Annotated in this window: 19 protein-coding genes; 10 read left to right on the forward strand and 9 right to left on the reverse strand. The window is 34.5% G+C overall.

Annotation, left to right across the window (positions count from 1 at the left end):
* Positions 1-75 precede the first annotated feature (75 nt).
* From D9R05_RS09605 to metF, 8 genes are read left to right on the forward strand one after another with little or no spacing between them, the layout of a single operon-like run.
* Entirely contained in the window at positions 76-1,356 is a 1,281-nt protein-coding gene (locus D9R05_RS09605) for an O-acetylhomoserine aminocarboxypropyltransferase/cysteine synthase family protein (protein ID WP_121667014.1), read from the forward strand.
* A 22-nt stretch (positions 1,357-1,378) separates the two neighbouring features.
* Entirely contained in the window at positions 1,379-2,392 is a 1,014-nt protein-coding gene (locus tag D9R05_RS09610; protein WP_121667015.1) for an alpha/beta fold hydrolase, read from the forward strand.
* Positions 2,355-3,428 (forward strand): homoserine dehydrogenase family protein, encoded by a 1,074-nt coding sequence (locus D9R05_RS09615; RefSeq protein WP_121667016.1) that lies wholly within the window; start codon positions 2,355-2,357, stop codon positions 3,426-3,428. The genes D9R05_RS09610 and D9R05_RS09615 overlap by 38 nt, the downstream gene beginning before the upstream one ends.
* A gap of 10 nt (positions 3,429-3,438) precedes the next feature.
* Positions 3,439-4,608, forward strand: coding sequence for a trans-sulfuration enzyme family protein (locus tag D9R05_RS09620; protein WP_121667017.1), 1,170 nt, complete (start codon positions 3,439-3,441; stop codon positions 4,606-4,608).
* Positions 4,609-4,619: 11 nt separating this feature from the next.
* Positions 4,620-5,057 carry an OsmC family protein gene (locus D9R05_RS09625; protein WP_121667018.1) on the forward strand — a complete coding sequence of 146 codons (438 nt, stop codon included), beginning with the start codon at positions 4,620-4,622 and terminating at the stop codon, positions 5,055-5,057.
* A gap of 14 nt (positions 5,058-5,071) precedes the next feature.
* Positions 5,072-6,091, forward strand: a complete 1,020-nt coding sequence (locus tag D9R05_RS09630) for a homocysteine S-methyltransferase family protein (protein ID WP_121667019.1) — start codon at positions 5,072-5,074, stop codon at positions 6,089-6,091.
* Between the two features lie 9 nt (positions 6,092-6,100).
* Positions 6,101-8,785, forward strand: coding sequence for a methionine synthase (gene metH / locus D9R05_RS09635; protein WP_121667020.1), 2,685 nt, complete (start codon positions 6,101-6,103; stop codon positions 8,783-8,785).
* A 16-nt stretch (positions 8,786-8,801) separates the two neighbouring features.
* A complete protein-coding gene (metF, locus tag D9R05_RS09640) occupies positions 8,802-9,758 on the forward strand; it encodes a methylenetetrahydrofolate reductase [NAD(P)H] (RefSeq protein WP_121667021.1) in 957 nt (318 codons plus the stop codon).
* A gap of 129 nt (positions 9,759-9,887) precedes the next feature.
* Here metF and hisIE read toward each other — a convergent pair whose 3' ends face one another.
* From hisIE to hisG, 8 genes are read right to left on the reverse strand one after another with little or no spacing between them, the layout of a single operon-like run.
* Complete coding sequence (hisIE, locus tag D9R05_RS09645; protein WP_262696571.1) at positions 9,888-10,511, reverse strand: bifunctional phosphoribosyl-AMP cyclohydrolase/phosphoribosyl-ATP diphosphatase HisIE; 624 nt, start codon at positions 10,509-10,511, stop codon at positions 9,888-9,890.
* A 5-nt stretch (positions 10,512-10,516) separates the two neighbouring features.
* On the reverse strand, positions 10,517-11,269 hold the full coding sequence (hisF, locus tag D9R05_RS09650) for an imidazole glycerol phosphate synthase subunit HisF (protein WP_121667022.1): 753 nt from the start codon (positions 11,267-11,269) through the stop codon (positions 10,517-10,519).
* Positions 11,262-11,996, reverse strand: a complete 735-nt coding sequence (gene hisA / locus D9R05_RS09655; RefSeq protein ID WP_121667023.1) for a 1-(5-phosphoribosyl)-5-[(5-phosphoribosylamino)methylideneamino]imidazole-4-carboxamide isomerase — start codon at positions 11,994-11,996, stop codon at positions 11,262-11,264. The genes hisF and hisA overlap by 8 nt, the downstream gene beginning before the upstream one ends.
* A 5-nt stretch (positions 11,997-12,001) precedes the next feature.
* Positions 12,002-12,589 (reverse strand): imidazole glycerol phosphate synthase subunit HisH, encoded by a 588-nt coding sequence (gene hisH / locus D9R05_RS09660; RefSeq protein ID WP_121667024.1) that lies wholly within the window; start codon positions 12,587-12,589, stop codon positions 12,002-12,004.
* An 11-nt stretch (positions 12,590-12,600) separates the two neighbouring features.
* The gene (gene hisB / locus D9R05_RS09665; RefSeq protein WP_121667025.1) at positions 12,601-13,725 is read right to left on the reverse strand and encodes a bifunctional histidinol-phosphatase/imidazoleglycerol-phosphate dehydratase HisB; all 1,125 of its coding nucleotides are present in this window, start codon (positions 13,723-13,725) and stop codon (positions 12,601-12,603) included.
* Positions 13,722-14,777, reverse strand: coding sequence for a histidinol-phosphate transaminase (hisC, locus tag D9R05_RS09670; RefSeq protein WP_121667026.1), 1,056 nt, complete (start codon positions 14,775-14,777; stop codon positions 13,722-13,724). Before hisC ends, hisB begins: the two co-directional genes overlap by 4 nt.
* Before the next feature lie 4 nt (positions 14,778-14,781).
* Complete coding sequence (hisD, locus tag D9R05_RS09675; RefSeq protein WP_121667045.1) at positions 14,782-16,068, reverse strand: histidinol dehydrogenase; 1,287 nt, start codon at positions 16,066-16,068, stop codon at positions 14,782-14,784.
* Positions 16,069-16,084: 16 nt separating this feature from the next.
* Positions 16,085-16,942: an ATP phosphoribosyltransferase gene (gene hisG, locus D9R05_RS09680; RefSeq protein WP_121667046.1), complete on the reverse strand. Its 858-nt coding sequence runs from the start codon at positions 16,940-16,942 to the stop codon at positions 16,085-16,087.
* 537 nt (positions 16,943-17,479) lie between these two features.
* On the opposite strand from hisG, the gene D9R05_RS09685 reads away from it, so the two are divergent.
* Together D9R05_RS09685 and D9R05_RS09690 are read left to right on the forward strand one after the other, a co-directional pair.
* The gene (locus tag D9R05_RS09685) at positions 17,480-19,159 is read left to right on the forward strand and encodes a tetratricopeptide repeat protein (RefSeq protein WP_121667027.1); all 1,680 of its coding nucleotides are present in this window, start codon (positions 17,480-17,482) and stop codon (positions 19,157-19,159) included.
* A gap of 110 nt (positions 19,160-19,269) precedes the next feature.
* Complete coding sequence (locus tag D9R05_RS09690; RefSeq protein WP_121667028.1) at positions 19,270-20,901, forward strand: tetratricopeptide repeat protein; 1,632 nt, start codon at positions 19,270-19,272, stop codon at positions 20,899-20,901.
* Positions 20,902-21,678: 777 nt separating this feature from the next.
* On the opposite strand, the gene D9R05_RS09695 is transcribed toward D9R05_RS09690, so the two are convergent.
* The gene (locus D9R05_RS09695; RefSeq protein ID WP_121667029.1) at positions 21,679-22,062 is read right to left on the reverse strand and encodes an HU family DNA-binding protein; all 384 of its coding nucleotides are present in this window, start codon (positions 22,060-22,062) and stop codon (positions 21,679-21,681) included.
* Positions 22,063-22,203 lie beyond the last annotated feature (141 nt).

Consider the following 22,203-nt stretch of genomic DNA (forward strand, 5'->3'; position numbering starts at 1 on the left):
ATTTAATTAAAAAGCCCCTTTGGTAATAGTTTCCAAAGGGGCTTTTTTTTGTTTACTAATTTAAAAATATCAATTATGAGTGGATTACAATTTTCGACTAAGGCATTACACGCTGGACATCAAGTACAGGAAAATGGGGGAACAAGGGCAGTACCTTTGTATCAATCTAGTTCTTATGTTTTTAAGAATACTGATCATGCGGCTAATTTATTCAAGCTTTCTGAACCCGGTTTTATTTATGGGCGTCTAAATAATCCAACCAATGCAGTTTTAGAGCAACGTCTAACCGAGTTAGAGGATGGGGTTGGAGCTGTTGTAACCGCTTCAGGAACTGCAGCTATTCATACTTGTTTGCTGAGTTTATTAAAAACAGGAGATCACATAGTAGCTTCTAGTAGTTTATATGGCGGAACCTATAATTTATTGAATGTAACTTTAAAGCGTTTAGGTATTGAAACTAGTTTTGTAGATCCAAGAGAACCCGAAAACGTTAAAAAAGCTATTCAGGAAAATACTCGTGCAATTTTTATAGAATCGTTAGGAAATCCGAAATTAGATATTCCTGATCTTTCCGTCATCGGCAAGTATGCTCAGCAAGCACAAGTTCCTTTTATTGTTGATAACACAATAGCAACACCTTACCTCCTTCGACCTATAGATTACGGGGCTAATATAGTTATCCATTCGTTAACAAAATATATCAATGGTAATGGTACAGCCTTAGGGGGTGCTATAATTGATGCAGGTAATTTTAATTGGGCAAATGGTAAATTTCCTGAATTTACCGAACCTTCTCCAGGGTATCATGGCTTATGCTATTACGAAACTTTTCGAGAAGCAGCTTTTATAATAAAAGCACGAGTAGAAGGTCTTCGAGATTATGGAGCTGCGTTAAGTCCATTTAATGCTTTTCAAATTTTACAAGGATTAGAAACTTTACCTCTTCGGATTATAAAGCATTCAGAGCAGGCACTTTCTTTAGCAAAATGGTTACAACAACAACCACAAGTTGCTTGGGTGAATTATCCAGGTCTGTCTAATAGTCCCTATTATTCATTGAGTAAAAAGTACTTGCCTAAAGGTCAAAGTGGAATTGTAACCTTTGGAGTAAAAGGAGGGTACGAAGCGGCAAAAAAACTTGTAGATGCTACTAAATTGTTTTCTCTTCTTGCAAATATAGGGGATACCAAATCCTTGATTCTACATCCGGCTAGTACTGCTCATCAACAATTAACAGATGAACAACAAGAGGAAGCAGGAGTGACCAAAGATTTAATTCGTTTAAGTGTCGGGTTAGAGAATTTGGTGGATTTAAAGAAAGATTTACAACAGGCCTTAACTCAAATTAGCATTTAGAAACTCATAAACGACTCTGATTATGAAACTTGTGGAAAGCTTATTTGTAGAGAATATAGAAACTCAGCATGGAGAAAAACGTGATTTTACGGTGTATTATCAGCTTTTTGGACCTCCTTTGGGAGAGGCTCCTATTGTATTGATAAATCATCCCCTTACCGGAAATTCTGAAGTTACTGGATCGCAAGGTTGGTGGAAAGAAATTGTAGGGAAAGAAAAGGTTATTGATATAGAAAAATATACTGTTTTAGCTTTGAACATCCCCGGTAATGGATACCCTTACAATGAATTTTCCTCAATCGTTTATACTCATCTATCACTTTTTGATATAGCTCAAGTTTTTATAAAAAGCTTAGAAAAATTAAATATTGACCATTTGTATGCTATTATAGGAGGTTCTATAGGAGGAGCGCTGGCCTGGCAAATTGCAGCTTTACGTCCTTATTTAACTGAATATCTAATTCCCATTGCTACAGATTATAAGGCGACAGACTGGCTTTTAGGAATTTGTGAGGTACAAAGAGCAATTTTATCGAATTCTAAGTGTGCTGTGGAGGATGCTCGTAAACATGCAATGTTATGCTATAGAACTCCTACATCCCTTCATCATAAATTTAATAGAGAAAAAGTAAAAGATAGTCAAGAATATCAAATTTGTTCTTGGTTAAATTATCATGGCAATTCTTTAAAAAAGCGCTATCAGCTTCAAGCCTATAAATTAATGAATCACCTTTTAAGTAGTCTTGATATTTCTCAAGGACAAAACAATTTTTTAGAAATAGCAGCAGGTATTTCTGCTAAAATACTAATGATAACTATCCCTAATGATGGCCTTTTTTTAGCTGATGAAAATTGGGAAACTTATGTAAACTTAAAACCATTAAAGCCTGACATTACTATTAAGGAATTAAAATCTATACACGGGCATGATGCCTTTTTACTGGAATATAAACAACTTGAACAATTATTAAAACCAATCTTTAAAACAGAAAAAAATCATGAAACGAATTCACATCATCTTGTTCGGAATTGGTAATGTAGGAAGTGCATTACTAGATCAATTAATAGAAACTCAACTAAAGTTGAAAGCTGAGTACGGAGTAGAAATAGAGATTCCAATTATTTTAAATTCAAGTACAGCCTATTTTCCTACAGAAGGGTTATCTACAAATTGGAGAGAGGAATTTAAAAAATCAGGAACTCCTTATCGCTTGTCTGATATTATAGCATATACCCATGCAAAGAATTTTAAAAATTTAATTGCTATAGACGCCACAGCTTCTTCAGATTTTGTATTGGAATATGAGTATCTTATTGAAAATGGCTTTCATTTGATTGCAGCGAATAAAGTAGCGAATACGAAAGAACAGTCTTTTTATGATAATTTACGAAAACAACTTAGCATACATGCGAAGAAATTTTATTATGAAACTAATGTAGGGGCTGGACTACCGGTTGTAGAAACCTTGAGCCTATTACATCATTCCGGAGAGAAAATCAACAAAGTAAGAGGGGTTTTTTCGGGATCTTTGAGTTACCTGTTTAACGTTTTTTCCATTGAAAATAAATGCTTTAGTGAAGTATTGGAGCAAGCTGAAAAAAAAGGATATACCGAACCTGATCCAAGAGTAGATCTTTCCGGTACAGATGTAGCGCGTAAACTTTTAATTTTAGCCAGAGAACTACAGCTTCGTGTAAATTTAGAAGATGTAGCGGTAGAAAGCTTAGTTCCTTCTTCTTTAAATGGAAAAACCTCTTTACAAAGTTTTCAACAAAGAATAACTTCCTTAGATGATACTTTTTATGGATTGAAGCAATCTTTAGCTTCAGATGAAGTATTACGTTATATAGGAGAATTAGATGTAAGTGCAAACAGTTTACAAGTAAAACTCGTTAAGGCTAAAAAAGATAGTCCTTTAGGAGCTTTAAAGGGAGCAGATTCTTTATTTGAGATTTATACGGAATCTTATGGCGAGTTACCTCTAGTAATACAAGGAGCCGGAGCCGGAGCACAAGTTACCGCTCGCGGAATATATACTGATTTATTAAAACTTTCAGGACACTTGAATTAACATCTAATTTATGAAAGATCATATTGAAACTCAAGCGATACGAACACAATTAGAGCGAACGCAGTATCAAGAACATTCTAGTCCACTTTATTTAACTTCCAGCTATGTTTTTGAAGATGCTGAAGACATGCGTGCATCTTTCGCGGAAGAAAAGGAGCGTAATATTTACAGCCGTTTTTCCAATCCTAATACTACTGAGTTTATCAATAAAGTAGCCCGTATGGAAGGCGCAGAAGATGGCTACGCTTTTGCATCCGGAATGGCTGCTGTGTTTTCTACACTGGCAGCTTTATTGGATAGTGAAGATCATGTACTTGCCGCCAGATCATTATTTGGTTCTACGCATAGTCTTTTTACAAAGTTTTTTCCAAAATGGAATATTCATCATAATTATTTCTCGAGTACTGCTGATCCGAATGAAATAGAAAAGATGATTACCTCGAAAACAAAAGTGCTTTTTGTGGAAACCCCCACCAATCCGGGCTTGGAAGTTTTGGATTTATCTGCTTTAGGACAATTAGCAAAAAAGCATCAGTTAATCTTTATTGTCGATAATTGTTTTGCTACTCCTTATTTACAACAGCCTATAGCTTTTGGAGCAGATTTGGTTATTCATTCCGCTACAAAGTTAATTGACGGACAAGGAAGAGTCTTAGGAGGAGTTTGTGTAGGAAGAAAAGATCTTATTCGTGAAATTTACTTGTTTTCAAGAAACACCGGACCTGCTATGTCTCCATTTAATGCTTGGGTTTTATCAAAAAGTATGGAAACCTTATCGGTACGTGTAGAAAAGCATTGTGAGAATGCATTAAAAATAGCGCATTTTTTACAAAAACATCAAAAAGTAACGCAGGTACGTTATCCTTTTTTGAATTCACATCCCAATTATCAGCTAGCAAAAAAGCAAATGAAACTTGGAGGATGTGTCGTTTCCTTTGAAATAAGAGGAGGCATAAAAGCAGGACGTCGGTTTGTAAATGCATTGAAGCTATGTTCTCGAAGTGCCAACTTAGGTGATACGCGAACAATAGTTACCCACCCTGCTTCAACCACCCATAGTAAACTTTCAGAAGAAGAACGTCAAGATGCCGGAATTACTCCCGGTTTAATCAGGGTCTCCGTAGGTTTAGAATATATTAATGATATAAAAGAGGACTTATTACAAGCGTTAAATACTTAATACAAGCCATTATGCAAATTATATTAAAGAAATCGATAAAAGAGGGATACTTTAAAACACTTGATGAATATGGAAATGAGGTATGGGTTTCTAATAACCGTGAAGTAGAAGAGAAGCAGTCTAGCCCAATGGGTCTTTTTTTAAGAGGAATTGCCGGGTGCTGTGCGATTGATATTACCTCTATTCTTCATAAACAACGTTATGAGGTAGATGACTTGGAAATGCATGTCAAAGGAATGCGTAGTTCTCCATCAATTCCAAATGTATTTACTTCAATTCATTTGTTAATCTTAGTCAAAGGGGATATCCCCCTTATAAAAGTTAAAAGAGCAATAGAATTATCGTTGTCTCGCTACTGTTCAGCGGCAGCTATATTAAAAAAAACAGCGAAAATTTATTATTCGCTTGAATTAAATGAGATAAAAGAAGTAGAGCAAAAACCAATTTAATAAAAAATTAAAAAATGCAGACTATTCACAAGGAATTATCAAAACGTATTTTGGTACTAGATGGAGCAATGGGAACGATGCTTCAGGACTATAAGTTTACAGAAGAAAACTTTAGAGGTGAACGTTTTAAGAATTGGGAAACAGCTTTACAAGGTAATAATGATGTGTTAAGCCTAACGCAACCCCAAGCCATTTCCGCGATTCATGCAAAATATTTTGAAGCAGGAGCTGATATTGTAGAGACCAATACCTTTAGCAGCACTACGATAGCTATGGCTGATTATGCTATGGAAGAATTGGTTTATGAATTAAATTATGCATCAGCTAAGATTGCAAAAAAAGTAGCGCTTGAATTTACAAAGGAGAACCCCAATAAACCACGTTTTGTTGCGGGGGCTATGGGGCCTACTAATAAAACCGCGAGCATGTCTCCCGATGTTAATGATCCTGGTTACCGCGCTATTAATTTCGAAGAGTTACGTATAGCATATAAACAACAAGCCGAAGCATTGTTAGATGGCGGGGTTGATATATTATTGGTAGAAACAATTTTTGATACGCTTAATGCTAAAGCTGCATTATTCGCTATTGATGAAATTAGAGAAGAACGTAATATAACTGTTCCCGTAATGGTAAGCGGAACAATTACAGATGCATCCGGTCGAACACTTTCCGGGCAAACTGCCGAAGCTTTTTTAATATCGATTTCTCATATTCCATTGCTCTCAGTTGGTTTTAATTGTGCTTTAGGCGCGGATCAGTTGACACCCCATTTGGAAGCCATATCAGCAAAATCTGAATTTGCGATTTCTGCATATCCAAACGCAGGCTTACCCAATGCGTTTGGAGAATATGATGAAAGTCCTGAAAAAATGGCAACACAAATTAAAACTTATTTAGATAAAAGTCTAATCAATATTATAGGAGGTTGTTGTGGTACTACGCCTGAACATATTAAAGCTATAGCCACACTTGTAGAAAAATATGAACCTAGAAAGTATTCCACTCCTTTAGCAAAAGGAACAAGCGTATAATATATTATTATGAATGAAAGTAAAGTTTTAAAAATTAGTGGTTTAGAGCCTTTAGTTATTACTCCTGAAAGTAATTTTATTAATGTAGGTGAACGAACAAATGTAGCGGGTTCTCGAAAGTTTTTGCGATTAATTAATGAAGAGAAATTTGATGAAGCGCTAAGTATTGCTCGAGATCAGGTTGAAGGAGGAGCACAAGTGATTGATATCAATATGGATGATGGTCTTATTGATGGAAAAAAGGCAATGGTGACTTTTTTAAATCTTATAGCTGCAGAGCCTGATATTGCTCGAGTGCCTATTATGATAGATAGTTCTAAATGGGAGATTATAGAAGCAGGCTTACAGGTTGTTCAAGGTAAATCTGTGGTAAATTCGATCAGTTTAAAAGATGGAGAGGAAAAATTTATAAGGCACGCAAAGAAAATAAAGCGTTATGGAGCCGCAGTAATTGTCATGGCTTTTGATGAAGTTGGACAAGCTGATAATTACGATCGTAGAATTGAAATAGCTCAACGTAGTTATGATATTCTACTCAATAAAGTCAATTTTCCTCCGGAAGATATCATTTTTGATTTGAATATTTTCCCTGTCGCAACCGGAATGGAAGAACATCGACGAAATGCTTTAGATTTTATACAAGCTACCACCTGGGTAAAAGAAAACTTACCTCATGTTAGTATTAGTGGAGGGGTTAGTAATGTCTCTTTTAGTTTTAGAGGGAATAATACTGTTCGAGAAGCGATGCATTCTGTTTTTCTATATTATGCGATTAAAGCCGGAATGAATATTGGAATTGTTAATCCAAGTTTACTTGAAGTCTACGATGATATTCCTAAGGAACTACTGGATCATGTAGAGGATGTAATTTTGGATAGAAGGGATGATGCAACCGAACGCCTATTGAGTTTTGCGGAGAATGTAAAGACATCCTCTAAAGAAAGAAAAGTAGATTTGTCTTGGCGAGAAGAACCCTTACAAGATCGAATAACACGAGCTTTAGTAAAAGGAATAGATGGTTATATTCTTGAAGATATAGAAGAGGCTCGTCTTTCAGCCGAAAAACCACTTGAAGTTATTGAAGGACCTTTAATGACAGGCATGAATGTGGTTGGCGATCTATTTGGCAGTGGAAAAATGTTCTTGCCTCAAGTGGTGAAATCGGCACGTGTAATGAAAAAAGCAGTGGCTTATTTACTCCCTTATATAGAAGAAGAAAAGTTGAAAAACCCTCCTCCTGCTTCTGAAAAAGCTAAAAGCAACCTTGTACTTATGGCTACGGTAAAAGGAGATGTTCATGATATAGGAAAGAATATTGTAAGTGTAGTGCTAGCCTGTAATAATTATGAGATTATAGATTTGGGAGTGATGGTGCCTCCTGAAAAAATAATCGCAACGGCAATAGAACGTGAAGTTGATATTATTGGTTTGAGCGGACTTATTACGCCTTCTCTTGATGAGATGGTGTTTTTAGCCAAAGAAATGAAACGGCAAAATTTTAGTGTCCCCTTACTTATCGGAGGAGCTACCACTAGTAAGGCGCATACAGCAGTAAAAATTGCACCGGAATATCACGAGACCGTAGTTCACGTAAATGATGCATCTCGTGCTGTTACGGTAGTAGGTGATTTATTAAACCCTACTTCTGCTTCTGCTTATAAGGAGAAAATCAGAATCGACTATACACACTTTAGAGATCGCTTTTTAACCCGAGGTAAAAAGCGTGAGTTTCTAACAATTGATCAAGCACGTGAGAATAGGTGGAAATTAGACTGGGATAAAGCTGAAATTTCTATACCTAATGCATTAGGAGTGCAGGTTATTGAAGATTTTGATCTTCATCAACTTTTAGATTATATAGATTGGTCACCATTTTTTAGAAGTTGGGATCTACATGGAAAATATCCAACTATTTTAGAAGATGATGTTGTGGGAGCACAAGCTAAAGAACTTTTTGCTGATGCAAAGATTGTTTTAAATAAAATTCTTGACGAAAAGTTATTAAAAGCTAAAGCCGTTTTTGGCTTGTTTAAGGCAAATACAATTAATGATGATGATATTGAAGTATTTTCTGAACAGGGTGATCGATTTGTGTTTAGGACTTTACGTCAACAAAGCAAAAAGGCATCGGGAAAACCAAATATTGCTTTAGCAGATTTTATTGCTCCAAAAGAAACAGGAAGACAGGATTATATAGGCTGCTTTTGTGTGAGTACCGGTTTTGGAACCCAAGCGTTGGCGGAGGAATACGAAAAAGTACATGATGATTATAACAGCATTATGGTTAAAGCTTTGGCCGATCGGTTTGCAGAAGCTTTTGCGGAATATTTGCATGAGCGTATTCGTAAAAAAGACTGGGGCTATGCTAGCGATGAATTTTTAACTAATAATGAATTAATCAAAGAACAATATAAAGGCATTCGTCCGGCTCCGGGATACCCTGCTTGTCCTGATCACTTAGAAAAATTAACGATTTGGGAGATACTCGGTGTAAAAGAAAAAATTGGAGTAGAACTTACAGATAGTCTTGCTATGTGGCCTGCAGCATCTGTAAGTGGCTATTATTTTGCAAATAAAGATTCTCGGTATTTCGGCTTAGGGAAAATAAAAGAAGATCAAGTAATCGATTTTGCGAAACGAAGAAGAATTTCTATCGATGAAGCCAGAAAATGGCTTAGTCCTTTAATATCATAAAAATTAAAAAAAGCTTATGAAAGTTATAGAGCATATCAAAAAAGCTAAGAATACTAGCTTGTTTTCCTTTGAAATTTTACCCCCTTTAAAAGGGCAAAGTATACAGTCAACGTTTGATCATATTGATCCGTTAATGGATTTTGCACCTCCTTTTATTGATGTAACGTATCATCGGGAAGAATATATTTATAAGGAACAACCTGGGGGCTTACTTCAAAAGAAAATTGTACGCAAACGTCCGGGAACGGTTGGAATATGTGCGGCAATCCAAAATCGCTATCGCGTTGATGCTATCCCGCATATTCTTTGTGGTGGTTTTACCAAGGAAGACACTGAAAATTTTTTAATCGATTTAAATTTTCTTGAAATTGATAATGTCCTTGCTTTAAGGGGGGATGCGGTGAAAAATGAAATTTATTTTAATCCTGAAAAAGAAGGACATCATTACGCCAAAGAATTGGTAAATCAAATTGTCGGAATGAATGCAGGAGAATATCTTGATGAAGATTTAAAAAACAACTGTTCAACTGATTTCTGTATTGGAGTAGCCGGTTATCCCGAAAAGCACATGGAAGCACCTAGCTTAATGCAGGATATTCAGCAATTAAAGAAAAAAATAGCAGCAGGAGCTTCTTATGTGGTGACTCAAATGTTTTTTGATAATCAAAAATATTTTCAATTTGTAGAACAGTGTAGGGAAGAGGGGATTAATGTACCCATTATTCCTGGGCTTAAACCACTTGCCTCTCAGCGTCAATTATCGGTGCTACCACATCGCTTTCATGTAGACTTGCCGGATGAATTAACCCAAGAGGTTTTAAAATGTAAGTCTAAAGCTGCAATACGTGAAGTAGGGGTTGAATGGTGTATAAAACAGAGTAAAGAACTTATTCAATACGGAGCTCCAGTATTACATTATTACTCGATGGGAAAAAGTGATAATATTCAAAAAATAGCTTCTGCGGTTTTTTAAATAAAATTTGGGCTAGCACAAGGAGTTGTGTTGTTATAAATAATAAAATACTTTTATTTATAAGTGCTAGCCTTTTTTAGCTTATCCGATTAAAAGCTAGAAGAAAGTAATTGAATAGATGTAATCTATTTAGCTTTGTGTATGTCGTTGTTTTAAAACATTTATAACGTCTTGAAACCTAACTTCTTTAGCTTCCAATAAAATCATCAAATGAAAAAATAAATCAGCAACTTCATTTTTAAATAATTCTATATCATCATCTTTTGCTTCAATAACCACTTCAACAGCTTCTTCGCCAAGTTTTTGAGCGATTTTATTTATTCCCTTTTGAAACAATCCACTTACATAAGAGTTTACAGCATAGCTTTCTTTACGATTGTAAATAATTTTTTCGATGGTGTTAATAAAATTGAAATCGTCTTTTGCTTTATTTTGTTCTCCCCAACACGTATCGGTTCCCTTATGGCAAACAGGACCAGTTGGATTTACTGTAAGCAATAAAGCATCATTATCGCAATCCACTTTTATAGTATCCAGGATAAGAAAATTACCACTATCTTCTCCTTTTGTCCATAGTCTTTTTTTGCTTCGGCTATAGAAACATACACGTTTTGTCGTTAACGTCTTTTGATAAGCTTCTTTATTCATGTAGCCGAGCATTAATACATTTTTTGTAGTTTTATCCTGAATAATTGCAGGAATTAAACATTCTTTATTTTTATTGAAGTTTATATTCATAACGGAAGCGTTCATGGTTTTTATCTGATTGTTATCTTATTTTCTTGTAAATATGATTTTAGATTGGGTAAATCAATTTCTTTAAAATGGAAAACACTAGCAGCTAAAGCTGCGTCAGCTTTTCCATTTTGAAATACCTCTAAAAAATGTTCACGAGTACCGGCCCCTCCTGAGGCAATAACCGGGATACTAACTTTTTTTGATAATTGCTGTAGAGCTTCATTTGCAAACCCATTTTTGGTGCCATCATGGTTCATGGAGGTGAACAGGATTTCTCCGGCTCCTAGTTGTTGAACTTGTTGAGCCCATTTATATAAATTTAAGCTCGTTTTGATTTTTCCCCCTAATGAATAAACCCACCATTCTCCATTAATTTGTTTAGCATCAATGGCAACTACAATGCATTGACTACCAAATTTATCAGCCAAGTGTTTTATGAGTTCAGGGTTTTGAATAGCCGCGGAATTAATAGATACTTTATCAGCGCCGTTCTTTAATAAACTTTGTACATCTTGTATACTAGAAATACCACCTCCTACTGTAAATGGAATATTAATAGCGGCTGCTATTTGTTCTACAAGCGAAGCTAGTGTAGCTCGTTTTTCCTCACTAGCACTAATATCTAAGAATACTAATTCATCAGCTCCATTTTTTGTATAAAACTCAGCTAACTCTATAGGATCTCCTGCATCCCTTAATTCTTGAAAACGAACGCCTTTAACCGTCCTTCCGTTTTTTATATCTAAACAAGGTATAATACGTTTGCTAAGCATTGTTTTGTAGTTGAAATTCTTTTAATTCTTTTAAAGTGATGTGTTGCTCATAGATTGCCTTCCCTACGATAGCTCCTGCACAACCTATTTTTTTTAATGTGTTAAGATCTGCGATGGTTGAAATTCCACCGGAAGCTAATAAATTTACGGGCTTGCTAAACGTATTTAGTATTTCTTTGTATATAGAAACAGAAGGTCCTTTTAACATGCCATCCTTAGCAATATCTGTGCATAGAATGGTATGGATGCCCTTTTTTATATAGCTTTTTATAAAATTCAGCAATTCCTGTTCCGCTTGATTTTGCCATCCACTGGTAGCAATTTTTCCATTTTTCGTATCAGCAGCTAGAATGATTTTTTCCGAACCATATTTTGTTATCCAATCTTGTACTTTTTTAGGTTTAGTTACTGCCATACTGCCTATTATCAGTTGTTTTGCTCCTGCATTCATAGCACTTTCCAGATCGCTATCAGAGCTTAAACCTCCGCCAAACTCTATAGAAAGATTGGTTTGTGTAGCTATTTTTTCTAAAAGAGCAATGTTTTTTACACTACCGCTTTTTGCTCCGTCTAAGTCTACTAAATGCAAATGCGTCAAACCGCAGTCTTCTATTTTTTTAGCAAAATCTACAGGGTTTTCGTTATATGTTTTAATGCTTGAGAAATCTCCTTGGGAAAGCCGTATGCATTTGCCCGCTATAATATCAATTGCTGGAATTATTTTCATATCTATTATTTATTAAGGTTTAAGAAATTACTAAGAATGCGTTCTCCGGGGCTACTACTTTTTTCCGGATGAAATTGAGTAGCTAAAAAATTTCCTTTTTGTAAGGCGGCTGAAAAAGGAATAATATATTCTGTTTGTGCTATGGTAAAATCAGAAATAGGAGCATAAAAACTGTGTACAAAATATGTATATTCTTTTTCTTGAATACTATTAAACAAGGGTGACCGAAGTTTCTCTATAGTATTCCATCCGGTATGAGGAATTTTACTTTTCTGGGGAAATCGGTACACTGAAATAGGAAATATACCCAACCCATCTACAGCTCCTTCCTCGGTATACTTACACATGAGCTGCATACCTAAACAGATACCTAAAACCGGTTGAGTTAAGTTTGGTATGATCTGGTCTAGTTTACTGTCTTTTAATTTTTTCATGGCACTATTGGCGTGCCCTACACCGGGGAAAATCACTTTATCTGCTTGTTGAATAAGGCTTGTGTTATTGCTTAATATCGCATTATAGCCTAAACGTCTGATAGCAAATTGAATACTTTTAATATTTCCGGCTCCATAATCTATAATTACAATGTTCATTTGTTTTTATGTTATAACATTCCTTTGGTAGAAGGAAGTATCATGTTTTCAGAATCTCGACGGATGGCACTTTTTATAGCTCTGGCAAAGGCTTTAAATATGCTTTCAATTTTATGGTGTTCGTTTGTACCTTCTGCTTTAATGTGAATAGTAGCTTTAGCAGCGTCTGCAAATGATTTAAAAAAGTGAGAAAACATCTCTGTAGGCATGCCTCCGATCATCTCTCGATTAAACACAGCTTTCCAAACAAAATCACTTCGTCCTCCTAAATCAATGGCTACTTGTGCTAAGCATTCGTCCATGGGGAGCATAAATCCATAACGTTCCAAGCCAATTTTGTTACCTAAAGCTTTCTGAAATGCTTCTCCTAATCCTATTGCCGTGTCTTCAATGGTATGGTGTTCATCGACATGTAAATCACCACAAACGTCAATCTTTAAATCAATTTGTGCATGGCGCGCTAATTGTTCCAACATATGGTCAAAAAAGGAGATCCCCGTGTGGATGTCAGCTTTACCTTTTCCGTCTAAGTTTATCGTTATTAAAACTTTAGTTTCGTGAGTAGTGCGGGATATACTGGCCTCTCTAAATTTTTTACAAAGCTTTTCATAGATCGCTCTCCAAGAGCTGGTTTTTAGTATAATATTCGGATCAAGCTTAGTCTTATTTGATTGATTTTTAGTCCAACGCCCATCTAGTAAAATTCCTTTGGCACCTATGTTTCCCGCTAATTCCATATCACTTAAGCGATCTCCAATAACAAAGGAATTTTTGAGATCATATTCAGAATTATTTAAATATTCGGTAAGCATTCCGGTATTGGGTTTACGAGTCATTTTATTATCTTTGGGAAAAGAGCTGTCAATAAGAATATCCCTAAACGTGATTCCTTCGTTTTTAAAGCATTCAACAATAAAATTCTGTATAGGCCAAAAATCATTTTCAGGAAAAGACGTTGTACCTAAACCATCTTGGTTCGTAACCATAACGAGTTCATAATCCATTTCTGAAACTATTTTTGCCAAATAAGTCATCACAAAAGGATAGAAGGAGAGTTTATTAAAATGATCTACTTGATAATCTTTCGGTTCTTTAATCAAGGTTCCGTCACGATCTATAAATAATATCTTTTTCATAATTGTTCCTGCAAATTTTTTAAAATACTTAGGAGGTATGCATTTTCTTTAGGGGTTCCAATACTTACTCGTAAACAGTTGTTACAATGTTTTTCTTTACTTCGATCGCGAACTACAATACCGTACTTAATAAGTTGCTGGTATCGCAAGACAGCATTGTCTACTCTTACAAGTAAAAAATTGGTATCTGATGGATAGATATGATCCACAAATGAGATTGCTTTTAATCGGTCAATCATTTGTTGCTTTTCAGTTGTGAGTAAATAGATTTCTTTTTTTAATTTATGTTGTGCTATAATTTTTTTCTGGGCTTTTTTTTGAGTTAAGCTATTTACATTGTATGGAGGCTTAATTTTTTGTAAGACTGCAATAATTTGTGGTGAAGCGTACGCAATCCCTAACCTGATTCCGGCCATACCATAAGCTTTTGATAAGGTTTGAATGATAATTAAGTTAGGAAAATCATTTAATTTTGTTAACCAACTTTCTTTATCAGAAAAATCGATATAGGCCTCATCGATGATGAGTAATCCCTTTTGTTGTTGTAAGAGTATTTCAATATCATCTTTAGCTAGGGTATTTCCTGTAGGATTATTAGGGGAACATAAAATGGTTAATTTTGTTTGATGAGTTGCAGCTTGTATTATTTTTTCTGTTTTTAACTTAAAAGATGAGTTTAGGGGTACTTCTTTTACAAAAACGTTATTGATTCGTGCTAAAACTTCATACATTCCATAGGTAGGAGGTGTAATGATGAGGTTATCTTGCTGGGGTTCACAAAAAGCTCTAATGATTAGATCCAATAATTCATCACTGCCATTTCCTAAGAGAATTTGATCGGTACAGACTCCTTTTAGACGGGAAAGTTTATTTTTTAGCTTAGTTTGATTAGGGTCCGGATATCGATTAAAAGCAGTTTCAAAGGGATTTTCATTGGCATCCAAAAAAAGCGTACTGTTGGAGGTTGATTGATATTCATTTCTAGCAGCTGAATAAGGAGTCAGTTCCTGAATATTTTTCCGAACTAATTGTTGAAGATTGATAGAAGACATATATTTAGGATTTTAATTTGTTAAGACGGATACTTACAGCATTTTTATGTGCTTCAAGTCCTTCTGCTTGCGCCATTAGCTCTACTGTATTACCAATGTTTTGAAGTCCTTCAGAACTGAGTTCTTGAAAGCTTGTACTTTTTAAAAAACTATCTAAACAAACTCCGCTATATTGTTTCGCAAAACCATTGGTTGGTAAGGTATGATTAGTTCCGGTAGCGTAATCACCTACACTTTCCGGACTGTAGTTTCCTAAGAAAACCGATCCGGCATTTTGTACTCCCTCTTTGAAAAACGCCTTATCTTTTCTTGCAATAATGAGGTGCTCAGGCGCATAGACATTAATAAGGTTTAAACTTGCTTGAGGGCTCTCTAGGTAAATGAACTTTGTATGCTGTAATGCTTTTCTAATAATATTTGTTCGGTTTAAGGAGGCTAACTGTCGGTTAATTTCATTTTTTACTTCCTGAATAAAATCGTTAGAATTACTTACCAATAAGGTTTGGCTATCAGGACCATGTTCTGCTTGAGACAATAGATCTGCCGCTACAAAACTGGAATTAGCTGTGTTGTCGGCTACAATCATAAGTTCTGATGGACCTGCAGGCATATCGATTGCAATACCATTTTGAAATGCTTTTAGTTTTGCTTGGGTCACAAATTGATTTCCGGGACCAAAAATTTTATATACCTTCGGAATAGTTTCTGTTCCAAATGTTAAGGCTGCAATTGCTTGAATTCCTCCTACTTTAACAATTCGTGTTATACCGCATAATTTGGCGGCAAACTGTATAGCCGGATGTATTGATTTATTTTGGTTAGGAGGTGTACATAATACAATTTCTTGACAACCTGCTAATTGTGCGGGCACTCCCAACATTAATACGGTAGAAAACAAGGGTGCTGATCCTCCAGGAATATAAAGACCTACTTTTGCGATAGGCTTTTTTTCTAACCAACATGTAATTCCCGGTTGTGTTTCAACCTCAAACGGTTTTGCTTCTTGTGCTTTATGAAATTTATAAATATTAGTATAGGCTTGTAGAATAGCTTTTTTGAGCTCAGGCGATAGTTTTGTAGAAAGTTCATCAGCTTCTTGTAAGCTAAGGTCTAAACGGTCTAATTTTACTTTATCAAAAAAAGAAGTGTATTTTTTAACCGCAATATCCCCTTTGTGCTGTACTTCATTAAAAATTATTTGTACATTGTTCTCTATCTCAGTAGTTGTGGTATAAGGCCGTCTTAAAAGCTCTTCCCATTTTTCCGGTTTTGGATTTATGAATATTTTCATTGTTATCGTGTTTAGTTTATAAAACCATTTTTTCAATAGGACAAATTAGAATTCCTTCTGCACCTTTCTTTTTAAGTTGATCGATTACCTCCCAAAAAGTTTCTTCGTGAATGACCGAATGAATGGAGCTCCATCCTTTTTCAGCAAGTGGTAATACAGTAGGACTTTTCATTCCGGGTAAGTCATTTATAATAAGCGGAACTTTATCATTGGGAGCATTTAACAGAATGTATTTTGTATTTTTAGCTTGTAAGACTGCTCGTAATCTAAAAAGAAGTTTTTCTACTATATCTTGAAGTTTTGGAGATAGTTTTGGCGAAATACTTAATACAGCTTCACTGGTTAAAACTTGCTCTACTTCTTTTAAATTATTTTTAAATAAAGTATTTCCTGTCGATACAATATCTACAATTGCATCTGCCATACCCATGTTGGGAGCAATCTCTACCGAGCCATTGAGTTGGTGCAATTCAGCTTTGATGTTTTTTTGAGTTAAAAAATTGTGAACCGTTTTTGGATAGGAGGTCGCGATTTTTTTCCCTTCAAGGCTTTTGATTCCATTATATGTTAGCTCGTTAGGGATCGCTATCGATAATCTACATTTAGAGAAATTTAAACGTTGAACAATACTTTGTTGTAGATCTTGTTCAATGAGGACATTTTCACCGATAATGGCTGCATCAATAGTTCCGTCTGCTAAATAATGCGGAATATCGCCATTGCGTAAATAAAGAATTTCAATAGGAAAATTTTTAACGGCAACTTTTAGGCGATCATTTCCGTTGTCTACTCTGATTCCTGCTTTAGCAAGCATTTGTAAGGAAGCTTCATGCAACCTTCCTGATTTTTGAATTGCAATTTTTAATCGTTTCATTAATCGTTGATTAAATGTTTGAGCAATCCAAAAGGGGGCAACAAAAAACCCGTTTGAATTACTCAAACGGGTTTGTATCTGATATTAAGTTACGTCATAACATCTTCACCTCGCTTGAGTGCAAGTATGAAAATGATGATGTAAATTTTTTTGTGTCATAGTGAGACAAACATAAGCATATTTTTTACAATACTATAATTATTTATAAATTTTTTTATTGAATATGCGTAATGAATCATAATGAAGTCTCGTCACCCTGAACTTGATTAACTCCGTTGAATCTTCGATTTTAAGGTCTCATCTCAAGATTTTGTTTTTCAATGTAATATGAGATTCCGGATTAAGTCCGGAATGACGATAATAACAATTATTACAAATTACGGATAATCAAATTTTTTTAAGTATAAAAAGTGGATGGTCCTATGTATGATTAAATGTATAAATAGTACTTGAACCTTTTTAAATCTAGTACTACAATTTATTTATACAAGTATTTTTGTTACTTTTAGCTTATTGAATTTCACACAAGGTGTTTTTATGCTTCACATTTATAGATGTTTATTATTCTTTTTTTTAATAGCTTGTTCTCTTTCTGTGGTGGCACAAGAAAAGGAAGAGTTAACAGCCGATAAAAAGTGTATGGCACTTATTAAAAAAGGCATGCAAGCAAAGGCAGATCAAGATTATGCCCAAGCCTTAGAAATCTATACACAAGCAGCGCTTATTGCAGAAGAAGAAAATTTACCTGATAAATTATGGTATCTTAAAAACGGGATTGGATTAATTTACGCCAGTTTATCCAACTACGGAGAAGCATTAACAAAGTACCGGGAAGCTTTGGAAATAATTACAGCATCAGATAATGAAGAAATAGCCAAAAATACTGCTGTGGTATTGAGTAATATTGGTTTATTGCATAATAAAAATGGTGATCATGTACAGGCACTTGAGTTTTATAAACGAGCGTACGATGCTGCACAAGCGTCTCAGGTTTATTCCTTTCAAAAAGCAATTGGTACTAATATCGCCGATTTATATTTAGAAGAACAAAATATTAAAGCAGCAAGAGCTATTCTAAAAGAAGTAAAAGAAAAATGTGATCAGGAGCGTATTAATCAAACGTGGGAAATTACCTATGCGGAAAGTTATCTGATTGAAGGCAAAATTCAAAAGGCTAAAACCTTGGCAGAAGCCATTTTTGTACATACCGACAAGAATGGCGGGAATGAATGTTATGGATGTATCGTAGAGCTTTTAGCAGATATATATACCGCTCAAGGTGATATTGAACAAGCTATTTATTATGCCAAATTACAATTAGAAGCAAATGCAGAACTTGATAATAAGATTGAGACCTATCAAAAGCTATCTCGATTATATGCAAAAAAGAGAGATTACAATATTTCCTTAGCCTATAAGGACTCTGTAATAAATACAAAAGATTCTTTAAGTAAATTGATGAATGCTCGCTTATTTGAAGTAAACAAAATTAAATTTGAAATTCAAGAATATCAAAATGATTTAAAAGTTAGCAAGCAAGCTCAGGCAGGAGAACGCCGTTTGTTTATTACCATTATTATTGCCGGTTTAATATTGTTTTTCTTTTTATATCGATGGCAAAAAAATAGAATTGCCAAACAAAAGCAAGCACGGGAAATTATTGAAAATAAACAAAAAATTATTAACCTTGAATTGGATAAAGAAAAAAATGAACATCTTTTGTTGGAAAAGCAACTTGTTGCTCTACAAAATAAGTCAAAATTAAAGCAAGAACGGTTAAAAAATAAGATCGCGGAAAAAAACAGAAAGCTTTCCGCTAAAGCCTTGTATTTATCCGGACGGAACGAATTAATTGAGGATGTTATAAAATCACTTATTAATATTCCGGAGGTTTCAAAAAATACAGCTGTTTCCGATCAAATTAAACGCTTAAAAGAACATTTAAAAATCGATGAAGAATGGGATGAATTTATCCGGCATTTTGAAAAAGTTAATCCGGGTTTTGTAAAAACATTAAAAAGAAAGCACCCTAAATTAACCAATAAAGATATCCGTTTTATCTGTTATGTCTACATGAATTTAAATACAAAAGAAATCTGTGCTATTTTTAACATTACTCCCGAGGCGTGTAGAAAAAGAAAACAACGTTTGTTAAAGAAGATGAAAGTTGACAAAGAGGAAATTACCTTGTATGAATATGTAATCAGCCTAAGTTAATATCAGAGGTCACATTTATTAGGGGGAAATGTCACGCTTATTCCGAGCTAAATTTAGCTAATTAGATTAAGGATATCTATTTTAGAGTTTATGCTCAAAACGTTCACTTTATGAAATTTCTCTGTGTCTATTTTTTGTCAATTTTTAATTTGTTTACCCAAGAGTCTTCAAGTATAGAAAATTATCAACAGCTTATTGATCAAGGAGCGATTTGTGCTCAAGAACATAATTATACCTCCGCTATCGCTTATTATACAGAAGCAGAATGGATTGCTGATGAAAACCAATGGCGAGAAAAACAATGTATCGTCAAAAATAATATCGGGAATATATATAGCGATATTTCAAATTATGGAGAAGCTTTAAGCTATTACCAACAAGCCTTAAAGATTGCAGAAACTTATTCATTTTTAAAACCTAAACAAGGGGTGATGCTTAATAATATTGGCTTGCTTTATAATAAAAAAGAGAATATTGAAAAAGCGATCGCCTATTATCAAAAAGGCTATCAGCTTAAAGTTAATGATGCTTACGCGCGAACGCTTTTAGGGATCAATTTGGCTGCGGCATACCATAAAAAAAAAGAATTACATAGGGCTCGTCAGTACTTAGAAGAAATAAGAGAACTCGATAAATCCAAAAGATTAGCACAAGCTTGGACGATTAACTTGGCAGAGAACTATTTTTTAAATGATAGCCTTAAAAAGGCTCAAGAATTGCTAGAACCTTTATTACGACCGCAAGCAGGGGCTCCCGATCCAGATTGCTTTGTATGCATTAGCGAATTATTAACCAACATATATTTTCAACAGCAAAATTATGATCAATCGGAATTTTATGCGCATCAAGGATTAGTAGCAACTAAGCAGAAAGAAAAGAAACAGGTGTTTTTTGATTTGTTAGCTAAGGTCAGTCGTGAAAAAAAAGAATTAAAAAAAGCGATTGCTTATAAAGACTCTGCCATAGCTATTAAAGATCAAATCACAAAACATGCAAATATGCAATTGTTCGAAACTAATCGAGTAAAAATGGATATGCAAGAGATCAAAAATAAAATCTCTTTTCAGAAAGAACAACAATTTCAAGTTCGTTTATTATTTGGGGTTATTGGGCTTTTTATTCTTATTCTTGCTTTTTTTATATATAAAAGCAGTCAACAAAAATGGATTAAAAATAGACAAGCTCACGCTTTGGCATTGACTAAACAAGAACTTTCCAAATTAGAATTAAAAAAAGAAAAAGATGAACAATTGTTATTGGAAGAAGAGTTAAACGCTTTGGCGAATCATTCCAGTTTAACATTAGAAAAGCTTAAACAAAAAGTAAATCAAAAAAACGAAAAATTGTCGGCGAAGGCGATTGCACTTTCCGCTCGCAATCGTTTAATTGAAGAGGTGATTAGTAATTTAACAAAAGGATCCCAAAATGAACATCGGGAGATTAATCAACACATTCGTTCGTTGAAGAATCATTTAAAAACAGATACGCGTTGGTATGAGTTTACGCGTCATTTTGAAGAGGTAAACCCCGGTTTTATGAAAGCTGTTCAAGATCGATATGCAAATTTAAGTACAAAAGATATTCGTTTTCTATGTTATGTATACATGGGGCTTAGTCTTGAAGAAATAGCTGCTTTATTTCATATTACAATAGAAGCCTGCCGTAAACGAAAACAACGCTTATGCAATAAAATGGAAATTCCCATAGAAGATTTATATCAGTTGGTCTTAAATATTTCGTAATCAATAGTTCACAATGTATTAAAGATAAGCGCAGTTTATCACTTAATAAATTATTCACAATTTAGAAGATCTACTATAAAAATCTAGTTTTTGTTTTTTTGGTGAAAACCTCGCTAGACTTGACTTTGGTATAGCTGCTCTTGGAGCTCTTTTAAAAGTTGTAAACAATTTTAACAGGATGTAGAAATTGCTTATGCTTGTTTTATGCGCTATTTATTTGGGTCTTATGCACTCAAATTATATATTTACCTACATAAAACTTACCCGAAAATAGGGGGTTTCTACATTAATTACAGCTCAAAAAAAGAAATCGTGGTGCTAGCCTTTAGTATTTTTTTGAGCTTTTTTATGCATTTTAATCAGTCACACCCCCTTAAAAACTAGAACAATCTACTTTTAAATAAGAGAACTTAACTGGTATTTTAATTGATTGATAAATAATTTTTTAAGCTAAAAAACTATTTACTTTTATAAATTATAAGCATTATTTTGTAATAACTCTTTTGCGTATATGAGCCTTGTTCTTTTTAACCTTATGCGATTAATTCCTTTAAAATTGAGGAGATTTATATAGAAATACGATAAAAAATAAATGCTGCTAGGGCAAATTTTAAGGCTTACTGTGCATGTATAAAAACAAACGTGGCGTATAGAAGTATGCCGCGCGGCAATAAAAATAGCTTGCGGCAGGAAAAATACGGATATTCGGTAAAAAACATAAAAAACCCCAAGCAACTTGCTCGGGGTTTCTACAAAAATTACAAATTAATCGTGGTGCTAGCCGTTAACCAATTGGTAATCTAAGGTGTCTAACATTTTTCGAATCGGTTTTCCGGGACGAAAATTCATATGAGCGCTTTTAACGTTTTGGACGCTTACCTCATCTTCCAAATCACTCGGTAAGGAGCGCACTCCTACTTGAAAATTCCCCAGATTACCTAGCTGTACGACTTTCCCATTGCGTAGTTCATCAATAATATTGTGCTGTAAGGCACGCAATACCGCAACACAATCGGCTTCACGAACAGTAGATTGGTTAGACACTAAATAGGCTAATCGTTCCAGATCAACCAGCCCCACCGCTTTGGTGTGAGCGTAAAATCGAATAGGGGCTTCCACATCTTGTGGGTTTATTTTCCCTACTTTTGTTAATTGTACCATAATGGTAACTTATTTAAAGACAGCCTTTTTCTCGGCCGGTAAACCATAGTATCACGGCTTACAAGTATAAAATTACTGAAAGTAAAAGAGTTCCTTTATAAAAGTGCAGATAGCTTTTCAACAAGTTTTTAACAGGGCGTA

Source organism: Mesonia aquimarina (assembly GCF_003667275.1).
Taxonomy (GTDB): Bacteria; Bacteroidota; Bacteroidia; order Flavobacteriales; family Flavobacteriaceae; genus Mesonia; species Mesonia aquimarina.

Coding starts and splice junctions, on each gene's coding strand:
- D9R05_RS09605 (WP_121667014.1), top strand. CDS start 76: ATGAGTGGATTACAATTTTCGACTAAGGCATTACACGCTGGACATCAA.
- D9R05_RS09610 (WP_121667015.1), top strand. CDS start 1,379: ATGAAACTTGTGGAAAGCTTATTTGTAGAGAATATAGAAACTCAGCAT.
- D9R05_RS09615 (WP_121667016.1), top strand. CDS start 2,355: ATGAAACGAATTCACATCATCTTGTTCGGAATTGGTAATGTAGGAAGT.
- D9R05_RS09620 (WP_121667017.1), top strand. CDS start 3,439: ATGAAAGATCATATTGAAACTCAAGCGATACGAACACAATTAGAGCGA.
- D9R05_RS09625 (WP_121667018.1), top strand. CDS start 4,620: ATGCAAATTATATTAAAGAAATCGATAAAAGAGGGATACTTTAAAACA.
- D9R05_RS09630 (WP_121667019.1), top strand. CDS start 5,072: ATGCAGACTATTCACAAGGAATTATCAAAACGTATTTTGGTACTAGAT.
- metH (WP_121667020.1), top strand. CDS start 6,101: ATGAATGAAAGTAAAGTTTTAAAAATTAGTGGTTTAGAGCCTTTAGTT.
- metF (WP_121667021.1), top strand. CDS start 8,802: ATGAAAGTTATAGAGCATATCAAAAAAGCTAAGAATACTAGCTTGTTT.
- hisIE (WP_262696571.1), bottom strand. CDS start 10,511: ATGAACGCTTCCGTTATGAATATAAACTTCAATAAAAATAAAGAATGT.
- hisF (WP_121667022.1), bottom strand. CDS start 11,269: ATGCTTAGCAAACGTATTATACCTTGTTTAGATATAAAAAACGGAAGG.
- hisA (WP_121667023.1), bottom strand. CDS start 11,996: ATGAAAATAATTCCAGCAATTGATATTATAGCGGGCAAATGCATACGG.
- hisH (WP_121667024.1), bottom strand. CDS start 12,589: ATGAACATTGTAATTATAGATTATGGAGCCGGAAATATTAAAAGTATT.
- hisB (WP_121667025.1), bottom strand. CDS start 13,725: ATGAAAAAGATATTATTTATAGATCGTGACGGAACCTTGATTAAAGAA.
- hisC (WP_121667026.1), bottom strand. CDS start 14,777: ATGTCTTCTATCAATCTTCAACAATTAGTTCGGAAAAATATTCAGGAA.
- hisD (WP_121667045.1), bottom strand. CDS start 16,068: ATGAAAATATTCATAAATCCAAAACCGGAAAAATGGGAAGAGCTTTTA.
- hisG (WP_121667046.1), bottom strand. CDS start 16,942: ATGAAACGATTAAAAATTGCAATTCAAAAATCAGGAAGGTTGCATGAA.
- D9R05_RS09685 (WP_121667027.1), top strand. CDS start 17,480: ATGCTTCACATTTATAGATGTTTATTATTCTTTTTTTTAATAGCTTGT.
- D9R05_RS09690 (WP_121667028.1), top strand. CDS start 19,270: ATGAAATTTCTCTGTGTCTATTTTTTGTCAATTTTTAATTTGTTTACC.
- D9R05_RS09695 (WP_121667029.1), bottom strand. CDS start 22,062: ATGGTACAATTAACAAAAGTAGGGAAAATAAACCCACAAGATGTGGAA.